Source organism: Mammaliicoccus fleurettii (genome assembly GCF_003970575.1).
Classification (GTDB): domain Bacteria; phylum Bacillota; class Bacilli; order Staphylococcales; family Staphylococcaceae; genus Mammaliicoccus; species Mammaliicoccus fleurettii.
In genome coordinates, this window is sequence record NZ_RXWZ01000077.1 from 1 (window position 1) to 18484 (window position 18484).

Consider the following 18484-nt stretch of genomic DNA (forward strand, 5'->3'; position numbering starts at 1 on the left):
ACAATGAAAGAATACATGCAGGATTAAATTATCAAACGCCAACCTCTTATAAACTTATGAATTCTGTCTAAGTTTTTGTTGACATACCAAGCATGCACGTACAAAATCGTAAGATGAAAAAATAAGCATATCACTGTAACCTTTAAAAAATCAGGTAAGTGATATGCTTATTTATTTTGCGTTGAGATTTATGTCCCAAGCACTAACATTATATTAATGCCCTAAAATTGCTTTGATCATAGAAGTTGTTTCTCCGCCATGATAGAAAACATATAGTAATAAATAAACTGCTACGCCTGTAATAGCTGTAAAGAACCATATAATTGAAGTTACAGGTCCAAACTTACGATGTCGCTCTAGTTTATTCTTCAAGCCTAAATAAATCGTATATATCCCCATAATAGCACCAACTGTAGCAAGTGTAATATGGAAAATTAAAAATATAGTATAATAAATCTTGATGCTATCAGGTCCACCAAAAGATGTGTTACCGATAAATATTGTTCTACTAGCGTAAATTGTAAAGAATATTACAGCAGCAACTGCAGCTGATAACATAAATTTTTTGTGTGTTTCGATCTTTCTTTGTGATATAAAGTACCAACCAATAGCTACTAAGACTGCGCTTAATACTATAAATGTTGTACTAATTGTCGGTAATATAGGTAAATTCATTTTTATACATCCTATCTAAATTGATTATATAAAGCTTTTCTTTCTTGTAATTTTCTCAAACTATCTTCAGTAATTTGTTTTTCATTTTTTCTCTCATAACGGAACCATCTTATAAATATAATGTATAGATATACTCCAAAGACGATTTCTTGCATTACTTTCATTATGACGCCACCAGTTTGTTGATCTTCCAATGGTGAAAAATTCGTAAAGTATTCTGGACCAGATAAGCCTGTACCTTGGACAACAGCATTCAATGTGTCTGCAGGTACACATAAAGTCATAGCGCCTAACCACGCCTCTCCAGACGTGTATGTGTCGTACATAGCATTTCCACTAAAGATAATTAGACCACATGACGGTGTTAAGAGTACACCAATGAAGAAAATATAAAGTATCTTTTTAATATTAGACATTTGATTTTCTTCAGATATATGTCTATTGAATATAGGATGCCACATAAACCATGCACTAATGAATAATATAATTGTGTACAAATCATGTAATACAACATCTTGTTTTAACGTATCTAACACTAGTGGTATGTGGTATACAGAGAATAATCCGTTGAAAAGAAATATAGCTAAAATTGGTTTTGTGAACAATTTTACTATTTTATTAATAACAGGTAATTCTTCTACATATTTAACAATGTATTCTGGAATTGCAAAAAATAGCATTGGCACAATAATTAAAAACAACAAAGCCATTTGTAACATATGAAAACTAAAAATAATATGTGAAAGTAGATCGATTGGTCCACCTTCTAATAAATATATTGATAGCATTAATATAACAAATAAAACTGCTTCACCTTTTCTTAACGGTCTGCCTCCAGGAATATCTTTATACCATTTTCCACAGATTAAAAAATATAAAATAATTACGCATAATACCCCTACAAAAAAGAACGGAGTCCAATTTGCCCAAAATCCAAATATTGATATTGAGGTTAAGTTACCCATCTAAACACTTCCCCATAAAGTCATTACTCTTATTATAAAATTTAATTCAAAGTTAAACAACCCAACAAAATAAATAGTTATGACAATGATATGACCAAATATAGAAAAAGACTCAAAAACTTATATAACAAAGTTTTTGAGTCTTAAAATCATTATTTTGTTTTAACGAATAATGGATCGCCTAACCATACAATATAAAGGAAAGTTACAACAAATGATAATCCAAAGAATATGCCTGTTATCATAAACAGTTTAGATACACCATGTTTTTCAGCTTTCATATGCATGAAATAGTAAAATTGTAATACTACTTGTAAAACAGCTAAACCTAAAATTACTGGTATAACAAATTCTTTAGGAAACTCTGCAGCAACAAGTGCGAAAGCAACAAATGTAACAAAAATCATAATTGCAAAGTTAGTAACTTGCATGCGCATTTCTTTTGTACTTTTACGTTTCTTATATGCTTTAAGTGCCTGTGCGTCATGATTTATTTGTTGGCTCATATTATCCTAACGCTCCCATCAAGTATACTACTGTAAAGATAAACACCCATACAACATCAATAAAGTGCCAATACAGAGCAGCAGTATTAAATTTATGTGCATTATAAATACTTAAACCTCTAGCTTTGTTACGGAATATAAGTAATGTTAACCATACTAGTCCAATAACAACGTGGAAACCGTGCGTTCCTACTAAGAAGTAGAATGCACTACCAAAAGCACTTGAACGGAATGTATGGCCTTGATGAACATACTCTACGAACTCATAAATTTCAAGTCCTAAGAAACCTAAACCTAGCAAGACTGTAACACCTATCCAAATGAATACGCCTTTAGCATTAAAGTTACGTAAATGGTATAAAGCATAAACACTTGTTAAAGATGATGTTAATAATAACATCGTCATTACGAACGCTAATGGTAAGTGGAATAAATCTTTAGCTAATAAATGATCTTCACTTGGTACAGCATCTTTTAATGCTAAGTATGTTGCAAATAATGAAGCGAATAATGCAACTTCTCCACCAAGGAATACCCAGAAACCTACGAGTTTATTTTTACCTTCCATAGATGCTGTTTCAGGATGGTCAGGCCAATTGTCAGCTGTAAATTTAACTTCTTCATGTGACATTAACGCTCACCCCTTTCATACTCTAATAATTCTTCTTTAGAAATATGATGACCATGATCATCTTTAAGTGATCTTACAATCATACTTCCTGCAGTAATTGCTAATCCAAGAATAAGTACATATACTGCCCAAGGTTTTTCATTTAAGTCTTTAACAGCATCTAGAGCCCATTCTTTACCATCTGCAAAATACATTGCACCGAATGATGCTACAAATAGTCCAAATGCTTGCATAAATGGAACAAATGAATTGTTAGGCATGTGTATTTCATCTAGTGATTCTGCTGGAAGAATTTTTCCATCACCATGAGTTTTCTCAACCCATAATGCATCTAGACCACGAACTAAAGGTGTTTGTGCAAAGTTATAATGTGGCGTAGGTATTGGTAATGACCATTCTAAAGTACGGCCATCTCCCCATGCATCTTTACCAACTTTTTCACCTTTAATTAATGTAATTACAACGTTAGTTACTTCTATAATTACAGCTACAGCCATAAATAAAGCACCAATTGAAGATACTAAGTTTGGTATATCATATCCTTGTCCTGGTAGATATGTAAATACTCGACGAGGCATACCCCATAGTCCTAAGAAATGTTGGATTAAGAATGTTAAATGGAAACCAATGAAGAATAACCAGAATGTGATTTTACCTAGTTTTTCACTTAACATTTTTCCAGCAATTAATGGGAACCAATAATGTAAACCTGCTAATAGCGCAAATACTACACCACCAACGATTACATAATGGAAGTGAGCAACGATAAAGTACGAGTCATGTAATTGATAGTCAGCAGGAGCTGATGCTTGCATGACACCTGTTACGCCACCCATAACGAATGATGGTATGAAGAATAATGCATATAACATTGGTGTCGTAAATTCAACACTACCGCCCCATACAGTGAGCAACCAGTTAAATATTTTAACACCTGTCGGTACAGCGATTGCCATAGTTGCAACAGCGAAAATAGCGTTAGCTACTGGACCTAGTCCTACTGTGAACATATGGTGAGCCCATACCATAAATCCTAAGAAACCAATTAATACTGTAGCGAATACCATCGCTGAGTAACCAAATAATCTTTTTCTAGCGAATACAGGTATAATTTCAGAGAAAATACCAAACGCTGGTAAAACTAGAATATAAACTTCTGGGTGTCCAAAGATCCAGAATAAATGTTCCCAAATGATTGTGTTACCACCTTGAGAAGCAACAAAGAATGATGTACCAAACATTCTATCGAATATTAACAAGAATATACCGATAGTTAATGGTGGAAACGCAAATACGATTAAAGTTGAAGCAACAAATGTTGTCCAAGTCATTAATGGCATACGCATATACGTCATACCCGGTGCTCTCATATTAACAATTGTAGCTACAAAGTTAATACCAGCAATTAAAGTACCAGCACCAGAAATTTGCAGCCCTAGAGCATAGAAGTTAATACCATGTCCGGCAGATTCAAGTGCCAAACTTGCATAAGATGTCCAACCTGCATCAGGTGCTCCACCTAAAACCCATGATAAGTTTAAGAATACTCCACCGAAGAAGAATAACCAAAAACCTAATGCATTTAAGAATGGAAATGCAACATCTCGTGCACCAATTTGTAATGGAACAACAGCATTCATATAGCCAAATAGCAAAGGCATTGCAGCTAAGAATATCATCGTTGTACCATGCATAGTTATAATTTCATTAAACAGGCCAGCTGACACAAAGTCATTTTCTGGAACTATTAACTGAATACGGATTAACATTGCTTCTATTCCACCAACAGCAAAGAATAATCCCCCAGCAATTAAATATAAAATAGCAATTTTTTTGTGGTCAACAGTTGTTAAAAAGTCCCAAACAGTTGATCCAAACCCCTTTTTACTTTGAGTAGACACTAGAGTAACCTCCCTTTCAATTCTTACTTATCGACTTTTCTTTCCATTAAGTAGGCAGATAAAGCATCAATGTCTTCATCAGAAACTTTGTATTGATCAGTCATTTTATTTCCTGGTTTAATACTTTCTGGGTCTTTTATCCATTTTTTAAGGTTTTCTTCATCATGTTCTAAATAACCTGCAATTAAATCACGATCACCAAAGTTAGTAAGGTTAGGTCCTTTAGCACCTTCTCCTGTTGGTGTAACAGCGTGACATCCTGCACATGATTTATTAAATACCTTTTCACCTTCTTTAGCTTGGCTAGAAGTAGCAGCTACAGGTTTATCAACAGATTTCATATCTTTAACCCATTTGTCAAAATCATCTTGTGGTAAGGCTTTTACTTTAAAGTCCATTAATGCATGTGAAGGTCCACAAAGCTCAGCACATTTACCGTAGAATAAATTTTTAACATCTTTTGCTTTTTTATCATTGAATTCTAAGTAGAATTTATTAATTCCTTCTACGTTAGTATCCATTTTACCACCAGCTGCAGGTACCCAGAATGAGTGTTTAACATCAGCAGAATGTAATCTGAAGTAAACTTTTTTATCTGTAGGTACTACAAGTTCTTGGCTTGTAACAATTTTTTCGTTTGGATAACTAAACTCCCACCAATAAAGGTTAGCAGTAACATCTATTACAAGCTCTTTACTTTCACCTTTTTCATCCACTTTGTCGATAGCTTTAGTATCTCCTAATGAGAACGTAAGTATTACCGTTGGGATAGCTAAAATAATAAGTAAAAGAATTGGAACGATTGTCCAAACTAATTCTAATTTATGATTACCTTCAACATCTTTAGGTACAAAATCTTCACCTAATTTTTTTCGACGGAATTTAATCATTGCAATTAAGAAAATAATAACAACTACAACAATAACTAGCAACATAATGCCTATAGAAAGCATTAATAAAAAGAATTGTTTATCAGCTACTTCACCAGCTGGTCGAAGTACTGATAAATGTTTTTCGCCACAACCTGCTAACACAAATAGCAGTGTCGCAAGCAAAGCAAACATTTTCGTGTTTTTTAAACGTGTCTTCATTCGTTTAACCCCTCTTTCATGCATTCATTCATATTAATTATATTAATTGTACAACAGTAACTAAAACCGTCATTACAAAGAAAATAACAAGATAGTTTAAAGAAAATACAAACATACTCGTAGCCCATTTTGATTTGTTTATTTCTTTTTTAAATCCATTTAAAGCTAATATCATCCAAGCTATATTAAGTAATGTAGCAATAACTATAAATACAGTACCTAATTGAGTCATCAAGAACGGTAAAGGTAATAAAAGTACTACCCAAAGTAACATACTCAAACGCGTTCTATTAAAGCTTTTTACAGATGGTAACATTGGTATATTAGCTAAAGCATATTCATCTTTACGACGATAAGCAAGAGCATAAAAGTGAGCAGGTTGCCATGCGAATAACACTAAAAATAGTGTCCATGCAAGCGGACTTAATGATGGATCAATACTCGCCCAACCAATTAATGGTGGTATTGCACCTGGAAAACTACCAACTACCGTATTCCATACGGTATGTCTCTTAGACCAAATTGAGTACAACACGACATAACCAAATATTCCAAGCAATCCAATTATCCCTGTTGGAATATTAATCATGAATAGTAAAATTTCACCCAAAATCATTAGTCCAAAACTCAATTGAATTAAGTGGCGATCACTGATTCTTCCATTAACAGTTGGTCTTTTTTGTTTTGATGGCATTATAGAATCAATATCTTGATCGTAGTAATTGTTAATAGCACAAGCTCCACCCATAATAAGTGTTGACCCTACTATCATTAATAGTACAATCGGCAAACTTTGGAAGAAGTTAAATCCACCAAATACTATTGCAAGCCATGCACCTGCAAATGTTGGGATCAGATTCCCTTGAACAAGACCCATTTTAATGATGGCTTTAATTTCATATAACGTGAGACGTCCTGTGCCTATGTCTTTTTCAGAAGTCACACTATATTGATTTTGTTGCAATTTTGTCCCTCCTTCCATTATCTTTCACATATAACTCAATGATATATGAAAATTGTCACATAATCTATACATTTTTGAAACAAAATTTTGACATTTTATTACTCCTTCTGAGTACGCATAAAAAGTCATTATTGTGTAACATTTACAATGCTCATTCATTGTTATACTATAGATATTAGTGTTTAAATCAGAATCGTATTAAAGTAATAACAATTGTTAATACGTTGTTCTCTTAAATTCTATCATATTTTTAAATATAAATAAGGTTTATTTTAGAATATAGCCCATTTTATGTACTATAAATATGAATTTAAATTTTACTTGAGGTGTTCGTATTGTTTAGTGATAAATTTTTGAAATGGCTAGCAACTCTAGCGACAATCGTAATGTTATTTGTACAATTAGGTGGAGCACTCGTAACTAAAACTGGTTCTGCTGATGGTTGTGGTAGTTCTTGGCCATTATGTCATGGATCTTTCATTCCTTCAGATTGGCCAATTGAAACGATTATAGAATTAGCTCATAGAGGTGTGTCTGGTTTAGCACTTATATTAGTTTGTATGCTTTCTTATATAAGCTGGGTTAAATTAGGACACATTAGAGAAGTTAAACCTCTATCGATAACAAGTATTGCATTTATTTTTGCACAAGCACTTATTGGTGCTGCCGCAGTTATTTGGCAACAAAATGCTTTTATTTTATCTTTACACTTTGGAATATCACTTATTAGCTTTGCTTCAGTTTTATTACTTACATTAATCATTTATGAAGTTGACAAGAAATTCGAAGCAACTAGTTTAATAATAAATAATCATTTGAAGTTTCACACTTTCGCTGTAACAACATACATTTACTTCGTAATATATTCAGGCGCATTAGTTAGACATGCAGATGCGAGTTTAGCATGTTTAAGTTGGCCACTTTGCCAAAATGGAAATATTGGGTTACCACAAAACTTTTATGAATGGGTTCAAATGTCTCATAGAACATTAGCATTTTTCATATTTATATGGATCTTATACATTTTCATTCATGCATTTAAAAATTATACACAATATCGTGTCATTAAGTACGGCTGGCTATTAGCATTCATATTAGTATGTTTACAAGTTACGACTGGTGCGTTATCCGTAATAACTAGAGTGAATTTATTTATTGCATTACTTCATGCATTATTCATTACATTACTATTTGGCTTATTATGCTATTTCATTATGCTTATTAGAAGATCCAAACGAAAATTATAATTATTTAAAAAAGCCTCTTAATTCTTTTACAATAAGAATTAAGAGGCTTTTTTTATCTATTATTCTGCTTTGTCTATCGTAATAATTAAATCATGTGTTTGAATACTGTCACCAGCTGAAACATAAATATTACTGATTGTGCCATCAAATGGCGCTTGAATTGTTGTTTCCATCTTCATTGCTTCTGTAATGATTAATGCATCACCTTGTTTGACTTCATCGCCTTGTTTAACTTTAACTTCTGATATAGTTCCAGGCATTTGAGCTCCGATGTGAGATTCATTACTTAAATCCGCTTTTTGAAGTACAGCTTCAGAAACTTTTACGTGTTCATCTTTTACATATACTTTTCTTGGTTGTCCGTTTAATTCGTAATATACCCAACGATGTCCATCTTCGTATACATGACCAATTGAAAGTAATTTAACGATAAGAATTTTACCTTTATCTATCGTTATTTCTACTGTTTCATTCTTAGCCATACCAAATAGGAATGTTGGTGTATCTAACAATGATAAATTACCGAAACTTTCATAAGTCTTAATATATTGTTCATAAACTTTAGGATAAATTGCATAGCTTATTAAATCTTGTTCTGTAACTTCACCTTGTTGTTTAGTTTGTAACTCTTCTCGTAAAGCATCAAAATCAACCGGTTTTAATAATTCGCCAGGTCGTTTTTCAATTGCTTTTTGACCTTTTAAAATTACTTTTTGTAATTCTTTATTAAATCCGTTTACTGGTTGGCCGATTTCGCCTTTAAAGAATGACACTACTGATTCAGGAAAGTCTAATGAGTTTCCTCTTTTAATAACACTTTGTTCGTCTAAATCATTTTGAACCATGTATAATGCCATATCACCTACTACTTTTGAAGATGGTGTTACTTTAACGATATCTCCAAATAATAAGTTAACTCGTTTATACATATCTTTAACTTCATTAAATCTTTCACCTAAACCTAAACTTTTAGCTTGTTGGCTCAAGTTAGAATATTGTCCACCTGGCATTTCATGTTGATAAATTTCAGTATGTGGTGAACGAATATCACTTTCAAAGTCAGAATAATAATTTCTTACTGTATCCCAATATTGAGATAATCTTTCTAGGCCATCTATATTTGTTCTTACATCTCTATCGTTACCACTTAAAGCATAATATAAAGAGTTTGCAGAAGGTTGAGATGTTGTTCCACTCATACTTGCAACTGCTGTATCTATTACATCTACACCTGCTCTAATAGCACTTTGATATATTAATAAACCATTTCCGCTTGTATCGTGTGTATGCAAGTGAATAGGTATGTCAATTTGTGTTTTCAATTCACTAATTAGTTCATATGCAGCTTTAGGTTTCAATAAACCTGCCATATCTTTTATACCAAGAATATGAACACCTTCACTTTGTAATTCTTTTGCTAAATTGACGTAATAATCTAAAGTATATACATTTGATCTTTCTGGATTTAGAATATCACCCGTATAACAAATAGCACCTTCAGAAATTTTTCCTGATTTTTGTACCGCTTCATTGGCAACTTTCATTTGATCTAACCAGTTTAGTGAATCAAATATTCTAAATACGTCTATACCAGCATCTGCACTTTCTTGAACAAATTTTTCTATAACATTATCTGGGTAGTTTTTATAACCTACTGCGTTTGATGCTCTTAATAACATTTGGAATAATACATTAGGTATTTTTTTACGTAATCTAGTTAAACGTTCCCATGGATTTTCTTTTAAGAAATTATAAGCTACATCAAATGTTGCACCGCCCCACATTTCTAATGAGAAGGCATCATTTAAATATTTCGCAGTTTCAGGTGCAATTTGCAACATATCATAAGTTCTCATACGAGTTGCTAATAGTGATTGATGTGCATCCCTAAATGTAGTATCTGTTAAAAGAACTTCTTCTTGTTCTTTTAACCATTTACTAACGCCTTCTGGACCTTGTTGTTCTAGAATTTGTTTAGTACCTGATAAAGCTGATAATTCTTCTTTTGTTACTTCTTCTATTTTAAATTTTTCAAAATGAGGCTTTTCTCTTTTTTCAACACTTGGAAAACCATTTACAGATATATTACCAATATATTGTAGTGTCTTAGTACCTCTATCTCGTGATGGTGTTATTTCAAATAATTCTGGATTGTTTTCTAAGAATTTAGTTGTATAAGTACCTTTAGCAAATTTCTCATGGTTTACTACGTTATAAAGGAATGGAATGTTAGTTTTAATACCTCTAATTCTCATTTCTTTAAGGGAACGTAACATCTTTTCAGTTGCTTGTCTTAATGACATTGCGTGAGTTGATACTTTCACTAATAGAGAATCATAATAAGGCGAAATTTCTGCACCTTCAAACCCATCACCAGCATCTAGTCTAACTCCAAAGCCACCACTTGAACGATAAGCAATAATTTTACCTGTATCAGGCATAAAGTCATTTAAAGGATCTTCAGTTGTAATACGACTTTGAATTGCAAAACCTAAAGTTTTAATATCTTCTTGCTTAGGCATTTCAATTTTATCGCCAAATAAATTTTCACCTTCAGCAACTAATATTTGAGTCTTAACTATATCCACACCAGTTACCATTTCTGTAATTGTATGTTCTACTTGTACACGTGGATTTACTTCAATAAAGTAAAACTCATCGCCTGAAACTAAAAATTCTACAGTACCTGCGTTCACGTAACCGATTTTATTCATTAAGTCTAGGGCTACATCACAAATACGATGTCTAAGCTCATCACCTAATGATACAGATGGTGCTACCTCTACAACTTTTTGATGTCTTCGTTGAACTGAGCAGTCTCTTTCGTATAAGTGAACGAGATTGCCGTGTTCGTCCCCTATTACTTGTACTTCGATATGTTTAGGTTGATCTATGTATTTTTCGACATAAACTTCACTATTTCCAAATGATTTGCCAGCTTCAGATTTAGCACGTTGATAGGCATCTTCTAATTCACTTGCATCATTTACGATACGCATACCTTTACCGCCGCCACCTGAGATAGCTTTAATAATTACTGGAAATCCACTTTGTTTTGTAAATTCTTCAACTTCTTCAAAAGATTGTACAGAACCTTCTGTCCCAGGGATAACTGGTACTCCAGCTTCAATAGCTGTTGCTCTCGCTTTAACTTTATCGCCAAACATATCTAAATGTTTAAGTTCTGGACCAATAAATTTAATGCCTTCTTCAGCACATCGTTTTGCAAAAGTTTCATTTTCACTTAAAAAGCCATACCCCGGATGTATCGCATCGACATCTGCTTTTTTAGCTACTTTAATAATCGCTTCTATATCTAAATAACTTTCTGTTGGTCCAAGATTTTCATCAACTAAATATGATTCATCAGCTTTATATCTATGTAAAGCTCCTAGATCCTCATTAGAATAAATTGCTACTGTTTCAATATCTAATTCTGTTGCCGCCCTAAAAATTCTAATTGCAATTTCGCCTCGATTGGCTACTAATAATTTGTTTATTTTGCTCATAATTGGAGGCTCCCCTCAATGTATTTGAATATTCTAAAAACAATATATTAGTCTATTATATAAAAAAAACGGATTATATTCTACTATAATCCGCTTTTTTCATATAATTTATTAAATTCACTGATTAAATATGCACATATTATTTTCTGTGATATTGATCAATTCTAATTTGTTTAGCAGTTAAAAGTAAGATTCCTGTAGCTATACTTAAACTCAACATAGACGAACCACCAAATGTCATAAATGGTAAAGGGACACCCGTCAATGGTATAGTTCCAGAAATACCAGCTAAGTTAACAAACGTTTGTACACCTATATAACTTGAGATTCCTACACATACAAGTTTAAAGAAATAAGAATCTGTTAATGCTGCATATAAAAATCCTTTATATACAATAAATAGTAGTAAACCAAGAATGATTAGCACTCCTACTAACCCTAATTCTTCAGCAATAACTGCAAAGATAAAATCGGTATGTGGTTCAGGCAAATAACCTAATTTCATAATACCATTACCTAATCCTTTACCAAAAATACCTCCATTACCAATTGCTAATAACGAGTTAGCTAAGTGATAACCGATACCACTCTCATAGTTGAATGGATTTTCAAGCACATGGAAACGGTCAGCTTGGTGCTGAGATAATATGCCACCTTTAAATACAATACTAAAAATAACTAATAACACTACACCTGCAAAGATAGGACCAGACCATTTTAAAATTGCCTTAATACCTATTCCAGAATAAGCAAATATACATAATACAATCATACAAAGTATAAGTGCTTGTCCAGTATCATTTTGTAATAAAACTAATCCTATACAAGTACCAATTAGGAACAATGGCATCATTAGTGCAAGTTTAAACTGTTTGAGTCGATTTCGTCTTTTATCAATAATAAAAGATAAATATAAAATCATAGCTACTTTTAATATTTCTGAAGCTTGTAAATTCATAAATCCGAGGTTAATCCAACTTTTCGCACCATTAATTTCAGTACCAATTAATAATGTTAGTATAAGTAATCCAAAAATAGTGAATATCACGATTTGTTGAACACGCTTATTTTTCAAAATATTAATATGCATAAAGTATGACATGAAAAAGACAATGGAAAATCCTACTATACAATACAATAATTGTCTAATGAAAAAGTATGTGCCTGCAACAGGTATACCACCAGTTAAAGTACCTTTTGTAGCAGCTACCATACTTGCACTATATACCATGACTAAACCTATCAAAGATAAAATAATATACGTTATTAACAATGTGAAATCTATGTATTTGGAGTAATTCTTAATGTACTGAAAAAAACTTTTAATATAGTCCATCTACTCATTCCAATTCTAAAAAAATAAGTCTAAAGAAAGATTTCTCCTCTCTAGACTTTGTATCATTTAAGCATTTGTGAAAGCATCATGCAATTTAGATAGTTCCTTTTCTAAACTTGCCATAAGTGTCTGACCCTTTTCTCTATCAACAAGTCCAATTTGTACTGCAAAATCTACTTCCTTTTGAAGACCAAACATTTGCGTATCTAAAACTTCCTCGTATAAAGGACATTGAGGCATTGTTAAGTTGTCCATTTGTACCTTTATTAACTGAAGGATTTTTTCAGAATCGTTATATAATTGGTCATATGCCTTTTGACAAATTTCTGAATCGTTATGCATGACATACTCCCCCTTAATTTTTTATGTTTCTATACTTATAAAATTTTAGACTAGAAATGTGAAAATTGCAAGCGAAAACAGAAGGTTATTAATTACAAGTATGTTAAAATTAAATTGTGAATTTGATAGGAGTGAAAAAATTGATACAAATTAAAGGGAATTCAAAATTTACTATTACACTAGACGCAACAACTTGGATATTTGATGATCGTAAAGTAAAAATTGAAGATTTAGAACAAGGAATCTTTAATGGAGAAAGACCAATTGAATTTGAGAACAATGTAGCATGGAACCGTGCTATTTTAGAAGGTGCTACAATGCCACCTACTTTAAATAGCGAAACAACTTACAAAAAACGTTCATTTCTACAAGAAAGCTTCGTAATTAATGCAATGCCTTTCATAAAGAATTCTGAACCGAATGATAATGCGACTAAAGTTGTTTTAAAAAATGATACTGATTCAATAGAAATACCGATTGAAAACTGGCCATACTTATTCTTCCACTTTTCTAAAGAAGGAAAAATGATTTATAAAGATGGTAAGATTGATGCTTTCACTTATGATCAAGAAAATGGATATCAAAATAAATTCAGCTATGTAGCTGAAATTGAGGTTGTTTAACCATGATTATGAAAGCTAAATGTATAATCTGTGATTCTATCGTTAATTTAGATTCTAAATCTAAAGAAGCAAAACGACTAAGAAATCACCCTATTCGTACATTTATGTGTGATGACTGTAAAAGTAAATTAGATAAACCAAAATCTTAGAAATAAAAAAAGGCAGCTCACAATGAGCTACCTTTTTTTATTGTTGTTTTTGGCTACGTCTTTCTTTATGAAGTCTGTAGCGATAAAGACCTAAAACAATTGCTGCTATTATTAAACTTTCTCCTACAGGTAAAAATACTGCAAGAAATGTTAATAATAAACAACCTAAAAACAGTAATATATAGATAATAATGTTTTGCCAAAACTTAAGTTTTCTTGCAAACCCTAAATTATAAACTATCGCACTTAATACGAATATTGTTAATAATAAAAGCCACATACCAAGCTCTGGGTTCTCATCTACTCTAAATAACTTACCAAAAAATGAAAGCCTGTCTGTTGGATTAACACTTACATTTTTAGCAACTAAGAGCATCTATATCACTCCTCTTCTTGTTCAGCCATTTTTTGTCTCTTCTGAGCTCTTTCTCTTTCTGATTTATCTAAGATTTTTTTTCTTAAACGAATAGATTCTGGTGTTACTTCTACTAATTCATCATCATTCAAGTATTCTAATGCTTCTTCAAGTGTTAAAATTCTTGGTTTTTTCATAGTAGTTGTTTGTTCTTTTGTAGCTGAACGAATATTGTTAGCTGCTTTAACTTTTGTAATGTTTACAGTTAGGTCATTTTCACGAGTGTTTTCCCCAACGATCATTCCTTCATATACTTCTGTTCCAGGTTCCATGAAGTTTACGCCTCTATCTTCTAAGTTCATGATAGCATAAGTACTTGCTACACCTTTATCGATAGAAACAAGAACACCATTTCTTCTTCCGCCAATACGTCCTTTAATTCTTGGACGATATGAATCGAATGTATGGTTAATAATTCCATAACCACGAGTCATTGACATGAATTCAGTTGAGTAACCAATTAATCCACGAGCTGGTACCATAAAGATTAATTTAGTTTGACCATTTTCGTTAGATTGCATATCTAACATTTCACCTTTACGAGAACCTAATGATTCAATAATTGCACCAGTATATTCATCTGGTACGTCAATTTGAACACGTTCGTATGGCTCTGATTTAACACCATCAACGTCTTTAACAATAACTTGAGGTTTAGAAACTTGCAATTCAAAACCTTCACGTCTCATATTTTCAATTAAAATAGATAAATGTAATTCCCCACGTCCAGCAACTACCCATGAATCAGGTGATTCAGTTGGTGTTACACGTAAAGATACGTCTGTTTCTAATTGAGTTTCTAATCTTTCTTCGATTTTACGAGCAGTAACAAAAGTACCCTCTTTACCAGCAAATGGTGAATTATTTACTGAGAAAGTCATTTCTAATGTTGGTTCATCAATACGTAGAACAGGTAATGCTTCAACATTATCATGAGGTGTAACTGTTTCACCAACGTTGATATCTTCCATACCACTTACTGCGATTAAGTCGCCAGCGTATGCTTCATCAATTTCAACACGGTTTAAACCAAAGAAACCAAATATTTTAGATACTCTGAAGTTTTTAACAGTACCATCAATTTTAACTAGTGAAACTTGTTGTCCAACTTTTATTGTACCTCTAAATACACGTCCAACTCCGATACGTCCAACATAGTCATTATAATCTAATAATGCAACTTGGAATTGTAACGGTTCATCTCTATTATCAATAGGTGCAGGAACGTAATCTAAAATTGTTTCATATAGACATTGCATGTTTTCATCTTGTTTGTCAGCATCTAAACTTGCTGTACCACTTAATGCAGAAGCATATACAACTGGGAATTCAAGTTGTTCGTCATTAGCATCTAATTCGATAAATAAATCTAATACTTCATCTACAACTTGTTCTGCTCTAGCAGAAGGTTTGTCTATTTTGTTCACTACTACTACTGGTTTTAAATTTTGTTCTAGTGCTTTTTTAAGTACAAAACGTGTTTGTGGCATTGTTCCTTCGTATGCATCTACAACTAAAACGACACCATCAACCATTTTCATAATACGCTCAACTTCTCCTCCGAAGTCAGCATGTCCAGGTGTATCTAATATGTTAATACGGTGTTCTTTATAATCTATCGCCGTATTCTTCGCTAAAATTGTAATTCCTCGTTCTTTTTCTATATCATTTGAATCCATCGCACGTTCTGCTATATGTTCATTTTCACGAAAAATACCTGATTGTTTTAATAATTCATCAACTAGTGTTGTTTTTCCGTGGTCAACGTGGGCAATAATTGCAATGTTACGTACATTCTCTCTTAAATTAGTCATGCAAAAAATTTTCCTCTCCGATTTAAAATTAATCGACTTTTTATTCGACTTATATTTATAACTTGATAATTATAACATAAAACGCTAGAAAAATAACTATTATTGAACATATTTACTCAAATTCCCATTTTTTTAATTAAGTAGTTTGATAACAACCGGTTGATTTTTATAAACATGTGACGCATAATAAAGTAATGAAAACGGTTAAAGGATGGATATAAATGAAAAAATCTAAAGCAATCTTTGTACTACTTGCTTTAATTGTAACATTTTTCCTTTTAGTGTTTAGCTTTGCATTAGCTGAAGGTTCTATTTTGTTTATGCTATTAGCAGTTTTGCTAATCGTCGCAACAATGGGATTTGGTTTTACACTTAAAAAGAAATACCGTGAAAACGGCTGGCTATAATCATAAACGACATAATATGTGCTTGGGACATAAATCCTAACTCAAAATAAATAAGCATATCACTTAACTGAATTTTTCAGTTTTATAGTGATATGCTTATTTTTTTATATAATCTTACGATTTTGTACGTGCATACTTGCCTAGGGGTATAGTTCGAACCTGTAGTCTCTCACGCATACTATTCCCTCGGGCGTCAGCACTTCATAAAATCGTTACCAATATCTATTTTTATAAAATCTTACGATTTTGTTCGTGCATGCTTGCCTAGGGGTATGGCTCGAGCCTGTAGTCTCTCACACATACTATTCCCTCAGGCGTCAGGACTTCACAAAATCGTTACCAATATCTATTTTTATAAAATCTTACGATTTTGTTCGTGCATGCTTGCCTAGGGGTATGGCTCGAGCCTGTAGTCTCTCTCACATACTATTCCCTCAGGCGTCAGCACTTCACAAAATCGTTGCTAATAGCTATTTTTATAGAAAAATGAGATAAGTTGTAGATTAATCCATTAGTTAATCGAAGAGTTCTGCCAAGTCTTAGATTAAGTCCTAAGTTAATCGAAGAGTTCAACCAAGTTGTAGATTAAGTCACTAGTTAATCTAAGAGTTCAACCAAGTTGTAGATTAAGTCCTAAGTTAATCTAAGAGTTCTTCCAAGTTATAGATTAAGTCCTAAGTTAATCTAAGAGTTCGACCAAGTTGTAGATTAAGTCCTAAGTTAATCTAAGAGTTCGATCAAGTTGTAGATTAAGTCCTAAGTTAATCTAAGAGTTCGACCAAGTTGTAGATTAAGTCACTAGTTAATCTAAGAGTTTGACCAAGTCGTAGATTAAGTCCTAAGTTAATCTAAGAGTTCGATTAAGTTGTAGATTAATCCAATAGTTAATCGAAGAGTCCGACCAAGTTGTAGATTAAGTCCTAAGTTAATCTACGACATCCCAAAATATTTTATACAAAAAATAAGTGCAGAAATTCAGGCTTACTAATGAATTTCTGCTCTTATTAAATTTCTAGGACGTTTATGTCCAAGCTTTATTTCAATTTGTGATTTAGATAAATTATTTTTTAAACTCTATGATTTACCTCTAAATCTATCATTATGAATTTGTTCTAATAGTGCTTTATGTGGTAAAAAGTATTCATTGAATAATTCGTGATGTATAGACTTATTACCTACTAATATAGAATTTGCTTCTAATATGTTTAACTTTTCTCCTAATTGATTCGTGACAACAGCGCCTACTTCTTCAGCGATTATTAATCCACCTGCAAAGTCCCATGGTTGTAATCTCATTGTCAAATATGCACTCGTAATACCTTTAGCTACATTCGCAAAATCTAATGCTGCTGATCCATATGCTCTAGTACTTCTAGCATCGTCTACTATAGGCACATAAATATCAGAAAGTTTTTCTTTTGTTAACCAAAGTGGATTTGTTGATATCAAACTCGTTTTCAATTCAGTATCTTCTAGTGGTTTTAGTTGTTCATCATTTAGCCATGCCCCTTTACCAGCTAAAGCATGATACATCTTATCATTCATTACATCATATACAAATCCTGCATATTTCTCTCCATCGATATATATACCAATAGATATTGCAAAATTCTCTTGTTGGTGAACAAAATTCAATGTCCCATCAATTGGATCAACTATCCATAATACGCCATCAGTATCTTTAATATCTTTGCCATGTCCCTCTTCACCTAAAATTCTATGATTTGGGTATGCAGACATAATATTATTAAATAATCTATCTTCTGTTTCTTTATCTATATTTGTTACTAAATCATTTGGATTGGATTTAGTTTCAATTTGAATTTCTTCATCTATTGATTCTCTAATAACTTTGCCTGCGTCATTAATAATTTGATATGCGAACTTGTATATTTCCATGACAAAACCT

General features: G+C 32.3%; 17 protein-coding genes. 4 read left to right on the plus strand and 13 right to left on the minus strand.

Going from position 1 to position 18484, the window contains the following annotated elements:
* Window positions 1-213: 213 nt before the first annotated feature.
* From CD129_RS06485 to cyoE, 7 genes are all read right to left on the minus strand, one after another.
* The gene (locus CD129_RS06485; RefSeq protein ID WP_174221869.1) at window positions 214-675 is read right to left on the minus strand and encodes a DUF420 domain-containing protein; all 462 of its coding nucleotides are present in this window, start codon (window positions 673-675) and stop codon (window positions 214-216) included.
* 11 nt (window positions 676-686) lie between these two features.
* A complete protein-coding gene (gene ctaG / locus CD129_RS06490) occupies window positions 687-1640 on the minus strand; it encodes a cytochrome c oxidase assembly factor CtaG (RefSeq protein ID WP_078356820.1) in 954 nt (317 codons plus the stop codon).
* Window positions 1641-1792: 152 nt separating this feature from the next.
* Window positions 1793-2146 carry a cytochrome C oxidase subunit IV family protein gene (locus CD129_RS06495; RefSeq protein WP_078356819.1) on the minus strand — a complete coding sequence of 118 codons (354 nt, stop codon included), beginning with the start codon at window positions 2144-2146 and terminating at the stop codon, window positions 1793-1795.
* 1 nt (window position 2147) lies between these two features.
* Window positions 2148-2777, minus strand: a complete 630-nt coding sequence (locus CD129_RS06500) for a cytochrome c oxidase subunit 3 (protein WP_078356818.1) — start codon at window positions 2775-2777, stop codon at window positions 2148-2150.
* The gene (gene ctaD, locus CD129_RS06505) at window positions 2777-4678 is read right to left on the minus strand and encodes a cytochrome c oxidase subunit I (RefSeq protein ID WP_078356817.1); all 1902 of its coding nucleotides are present in this window, start codon (window positions 4676-4678) and stop codon (window positions 2777-2779) included. The genes CD129_RS06500 and ctaD overlap by 1 nt, the downstream gene beginning before the upstream one ends.
* A gap of 23 nt (window positions 4679-4701) precedes the next feature.
* The gene (gene coxB / locus CD129_RS06510; RefSeq protein WP_078356816.1) at window positions 4702-5769 is read right to left on the minus strand and encodes a cytochrome c oxidase subunit II; all 1068 of its coding nucleotides are present in this window, start codon (window positions 5767-5769) and stop codon (window positions 4702-4704) included.
* A 37-nt stretch (window positions 5770-5806) separates the two neighbouring features.
* The gene (gene cyoE, locus CD129_RS06515; protein WP_170167678.1) at window positions 5807-6712 is read right to left on the minus strand and encodes a heme o synthase; all 906 of its coding nucleotides are present in this window, start codon (window positions 6710-6712) and stop codon (window positions 5807-5809) included.
* A 356-nt stretch (window positions 6713-7068) separates the two neighbouring features.
* Between cyoE and CD129_RS06520 the strand changes: the two genes are divergently transcribed.
* Window positions 7069-7980 carry a COX15/CtaA family protein gene (locus CD129_RS06520; RefSeq protein WP_078356814.1) on the plus strand — a complete coding sequence of 304 codons (912 nt, stop codon included), beginning with the start codon at window positions 7069-7071 and terminating at the stop codon, window positions 7978-7980.
* Window positions 7981-8039: 59 nt separating this feature from the next.
* Here the strand turns inward: CD129_RS06520 and CD129_RS06525 are convergent, their stop codons facing one another.
* The 3 genes from CD129_RS06525 to CD129_RS06535 form a co-directional block, all read right to left on the minus strand.
* A complete protein-coding gene (locus CD129_RS06525; RefSeq protein WP_115337597.1) occupies window positions 8040-11489 on the minus strand; it encodes a pyruvate carboxylase in 3450 nt (1149 codons plus the stop codon).
* A gap of 139 nt (window positions 11490-11628) precedes the next feature.
* A complete protein-coding gene (locus CD129_RS06530) occupies window positions 11629-12825 on the minus strand; it encodes an FtsW/RodA/SpoVE family cell cycle protein (protein ID WP_078356812.1) in 1197 nt (398 codons plus the stop codon).
* A gap of 66 nt (window positions 12826-12891) precedes the next feature.
* A complete protein-coding gene (locus CD129_RS06535) occupies window positions 12892-13167 on the minus strand; it encodes an Fpa/YlaN family protein (RefSeq protein ID WP_016911324.1) in 276 nt (91 codons plus the stop codon).
* A 140-nt stretch (window positions 13168-13307) separates the two neighbouring features.
* Here CD129_RS06535 and CD129_RS06540 point away from each other — a divergent pair, with 140 nt between their 5' ends.
* Both CD129_RS06540 and CD129_RS06545 read left to right on the plus strand, forming a co-directional pair.
* Window positions 13308-13790, plus strand: a complete 483-nt coding sequence (locus CD129_RS06540) for a hypothetical protein (protein WP_078356811.1) — start codon at window positions 13308-13310, stop codon at window positions 13788-13790.
* Window positions 13791-13795: 5 nt separating this feature from the next.
* Complete coding sequence (locus CD129_RS06545; RefSeq protein ID WP_078356889.1) at window positions 13796-13939, plus strand: DUF2197 domain-containing protein; 144 nt, start codon at window positions 13796-13798, stop codon at window positions 13937-13939.
* 37 nt (window positions 13940-13976) lie between these two features.
* Here the strand turns inward: CD129_RS06545 and CD129_RS06550 are convergent, their stop codons facing one another.
* Window positions 13977-14315 (minus strand): YlaH-like family protein, encoded by a 339-nt coding sequence (locus CD129_RS06550; protein ID WP_078356810.1) that lies wholly within the window; start codon window positions 14313-14315, stop codon window positions 13977-13979.
* A gap of 5 nt (window positions 14316-14320) precedes the next feature.
* On the minus strand, window positions 14321-16168 hold the full coding sequence (gene typA, locus CD129_RS06555; protein WP_078356809.1) for a translational GTPase TypA: 1848 nt from the start codon (window positions 16166-16168) through the stop codon (window positions 14321-14323).
* A 221-nt stretch (window positions 16169-16389) separates the two neighbouring features.
* Here typA and CD129_RS06560 point away from each other — a divergent pair, with 221 nt between their 5' ends.
* Window positions 16390-16575: a DUF5325 family protein gene (locus CD129_RS06560; protein ID WP_016911319.1), complete on the plus strand. Its 186-nt coding sequence runs from the start codon at window positions 16390-16392 to the stop codon at window positions 16573-16575.
* A gap of 1074 nt (window positions 16576-17649) precedes the next feature.
* On the opposite strand, the gene CD129_RS06570 is transcribed toward CD129_RS06560, so the two are convergent.
* Window positions 17650-18474, minus strand: a complete 825-nt coding sequence (locus CD129_RS06570) for an inositol monophosphatase family protein (protein ID WP_078356807.1) — start codon at window positions 18472-18474, stop codon at window positions 17650-17652.
* Between the last annotated feature and the right edge of the window lie 10 nt (window positions 18475-18484).

Excerpts from the sequence above, each read along its gene's own strand:
- coxB (WP_078356816.1), bottom strand. The coding sequence starts at position 5,769 with ATGAAGACACGTTTAAAAAACACGAAAATGTTTGCTTTGCTTGCGACA.
- typA (WP_078356809.1), bottom strand. The coding sequence starts at position 16,168 with ATGACTAATTTAAGAGAGAATGTACGTAACATTGCAATTATTGCCCAC.
- CD129_RS06570 (WP_078356807.1), bottom strand. The coding sequence starts at position 18,474 with ATGGAAATATACAAGTTCGCATATCAAATTATTAATGACGCAGGCAAA.
- CD129_RS06485 (WP_174221869.1), bottom strand. The coding sequence starts at position 675 with ATGAATTTACCTATATTACCGACAATTAGTACAACATTTATAGTATTA.
- CD129_RS06500 (WP_078356818.1), bottom strand. The coding sequence starts at position 2,777 with ATGTCACATGAAGAAGTTAAATTTACAGCTGACAATTGGCCTGACCAT.
- CD129_RS06535 (WP_016911324.1), bottom strand. The coding sequence starts at position 13,167 with ATGCATAACGATTCAGAAATTTGTCAAAAGGCATATGACCAATTATAT.
- CD129_RS06550 (WP_078356810.1), bottom strand. The coding sequence starts at position 14,315 with ATGCTCTTAGTTGCTAAAAATGTAAGTGTTAATCCAACAGACAGGCTT.
- CD129_RS06560 (WP_016911319.1), top strand. The coding sequence starts at position 16,390 with ATGAAAAAATCTAAAGCAATCTTTGTACTACTTGCTTTAATTGTAACA.
- ctaG (WP_078356820.1), bottom strand. The coding sequence starts at position 1,640 with ATGGGTAACTTAACCTCAATATCAATATTTGGATTTTGGGCAAATTGG.
- CD129_RS06525 (WP_115337597.1), bottom strand. The coding sequence starts at position 11,489 with ATGAGCAAAATAAACAAATTATTAGTAGCCAATCGAGGCGAAATTGCA.
- CD129_RS06495 (WP_078356819.1), bottom strand. The coding sequence starts at position 2,146 with ATGAGCCAACAAATAAATCATGACGCACAGGCACTTAAAGCATATAAG.
- CD129_RS06530 (WP_078356812.1), bottom strand. The coding sequence starts at position 12,825 with ATGGACTATATTAAAAGTTTTTTTCAGTACATTAAGAATTACTCCAAA.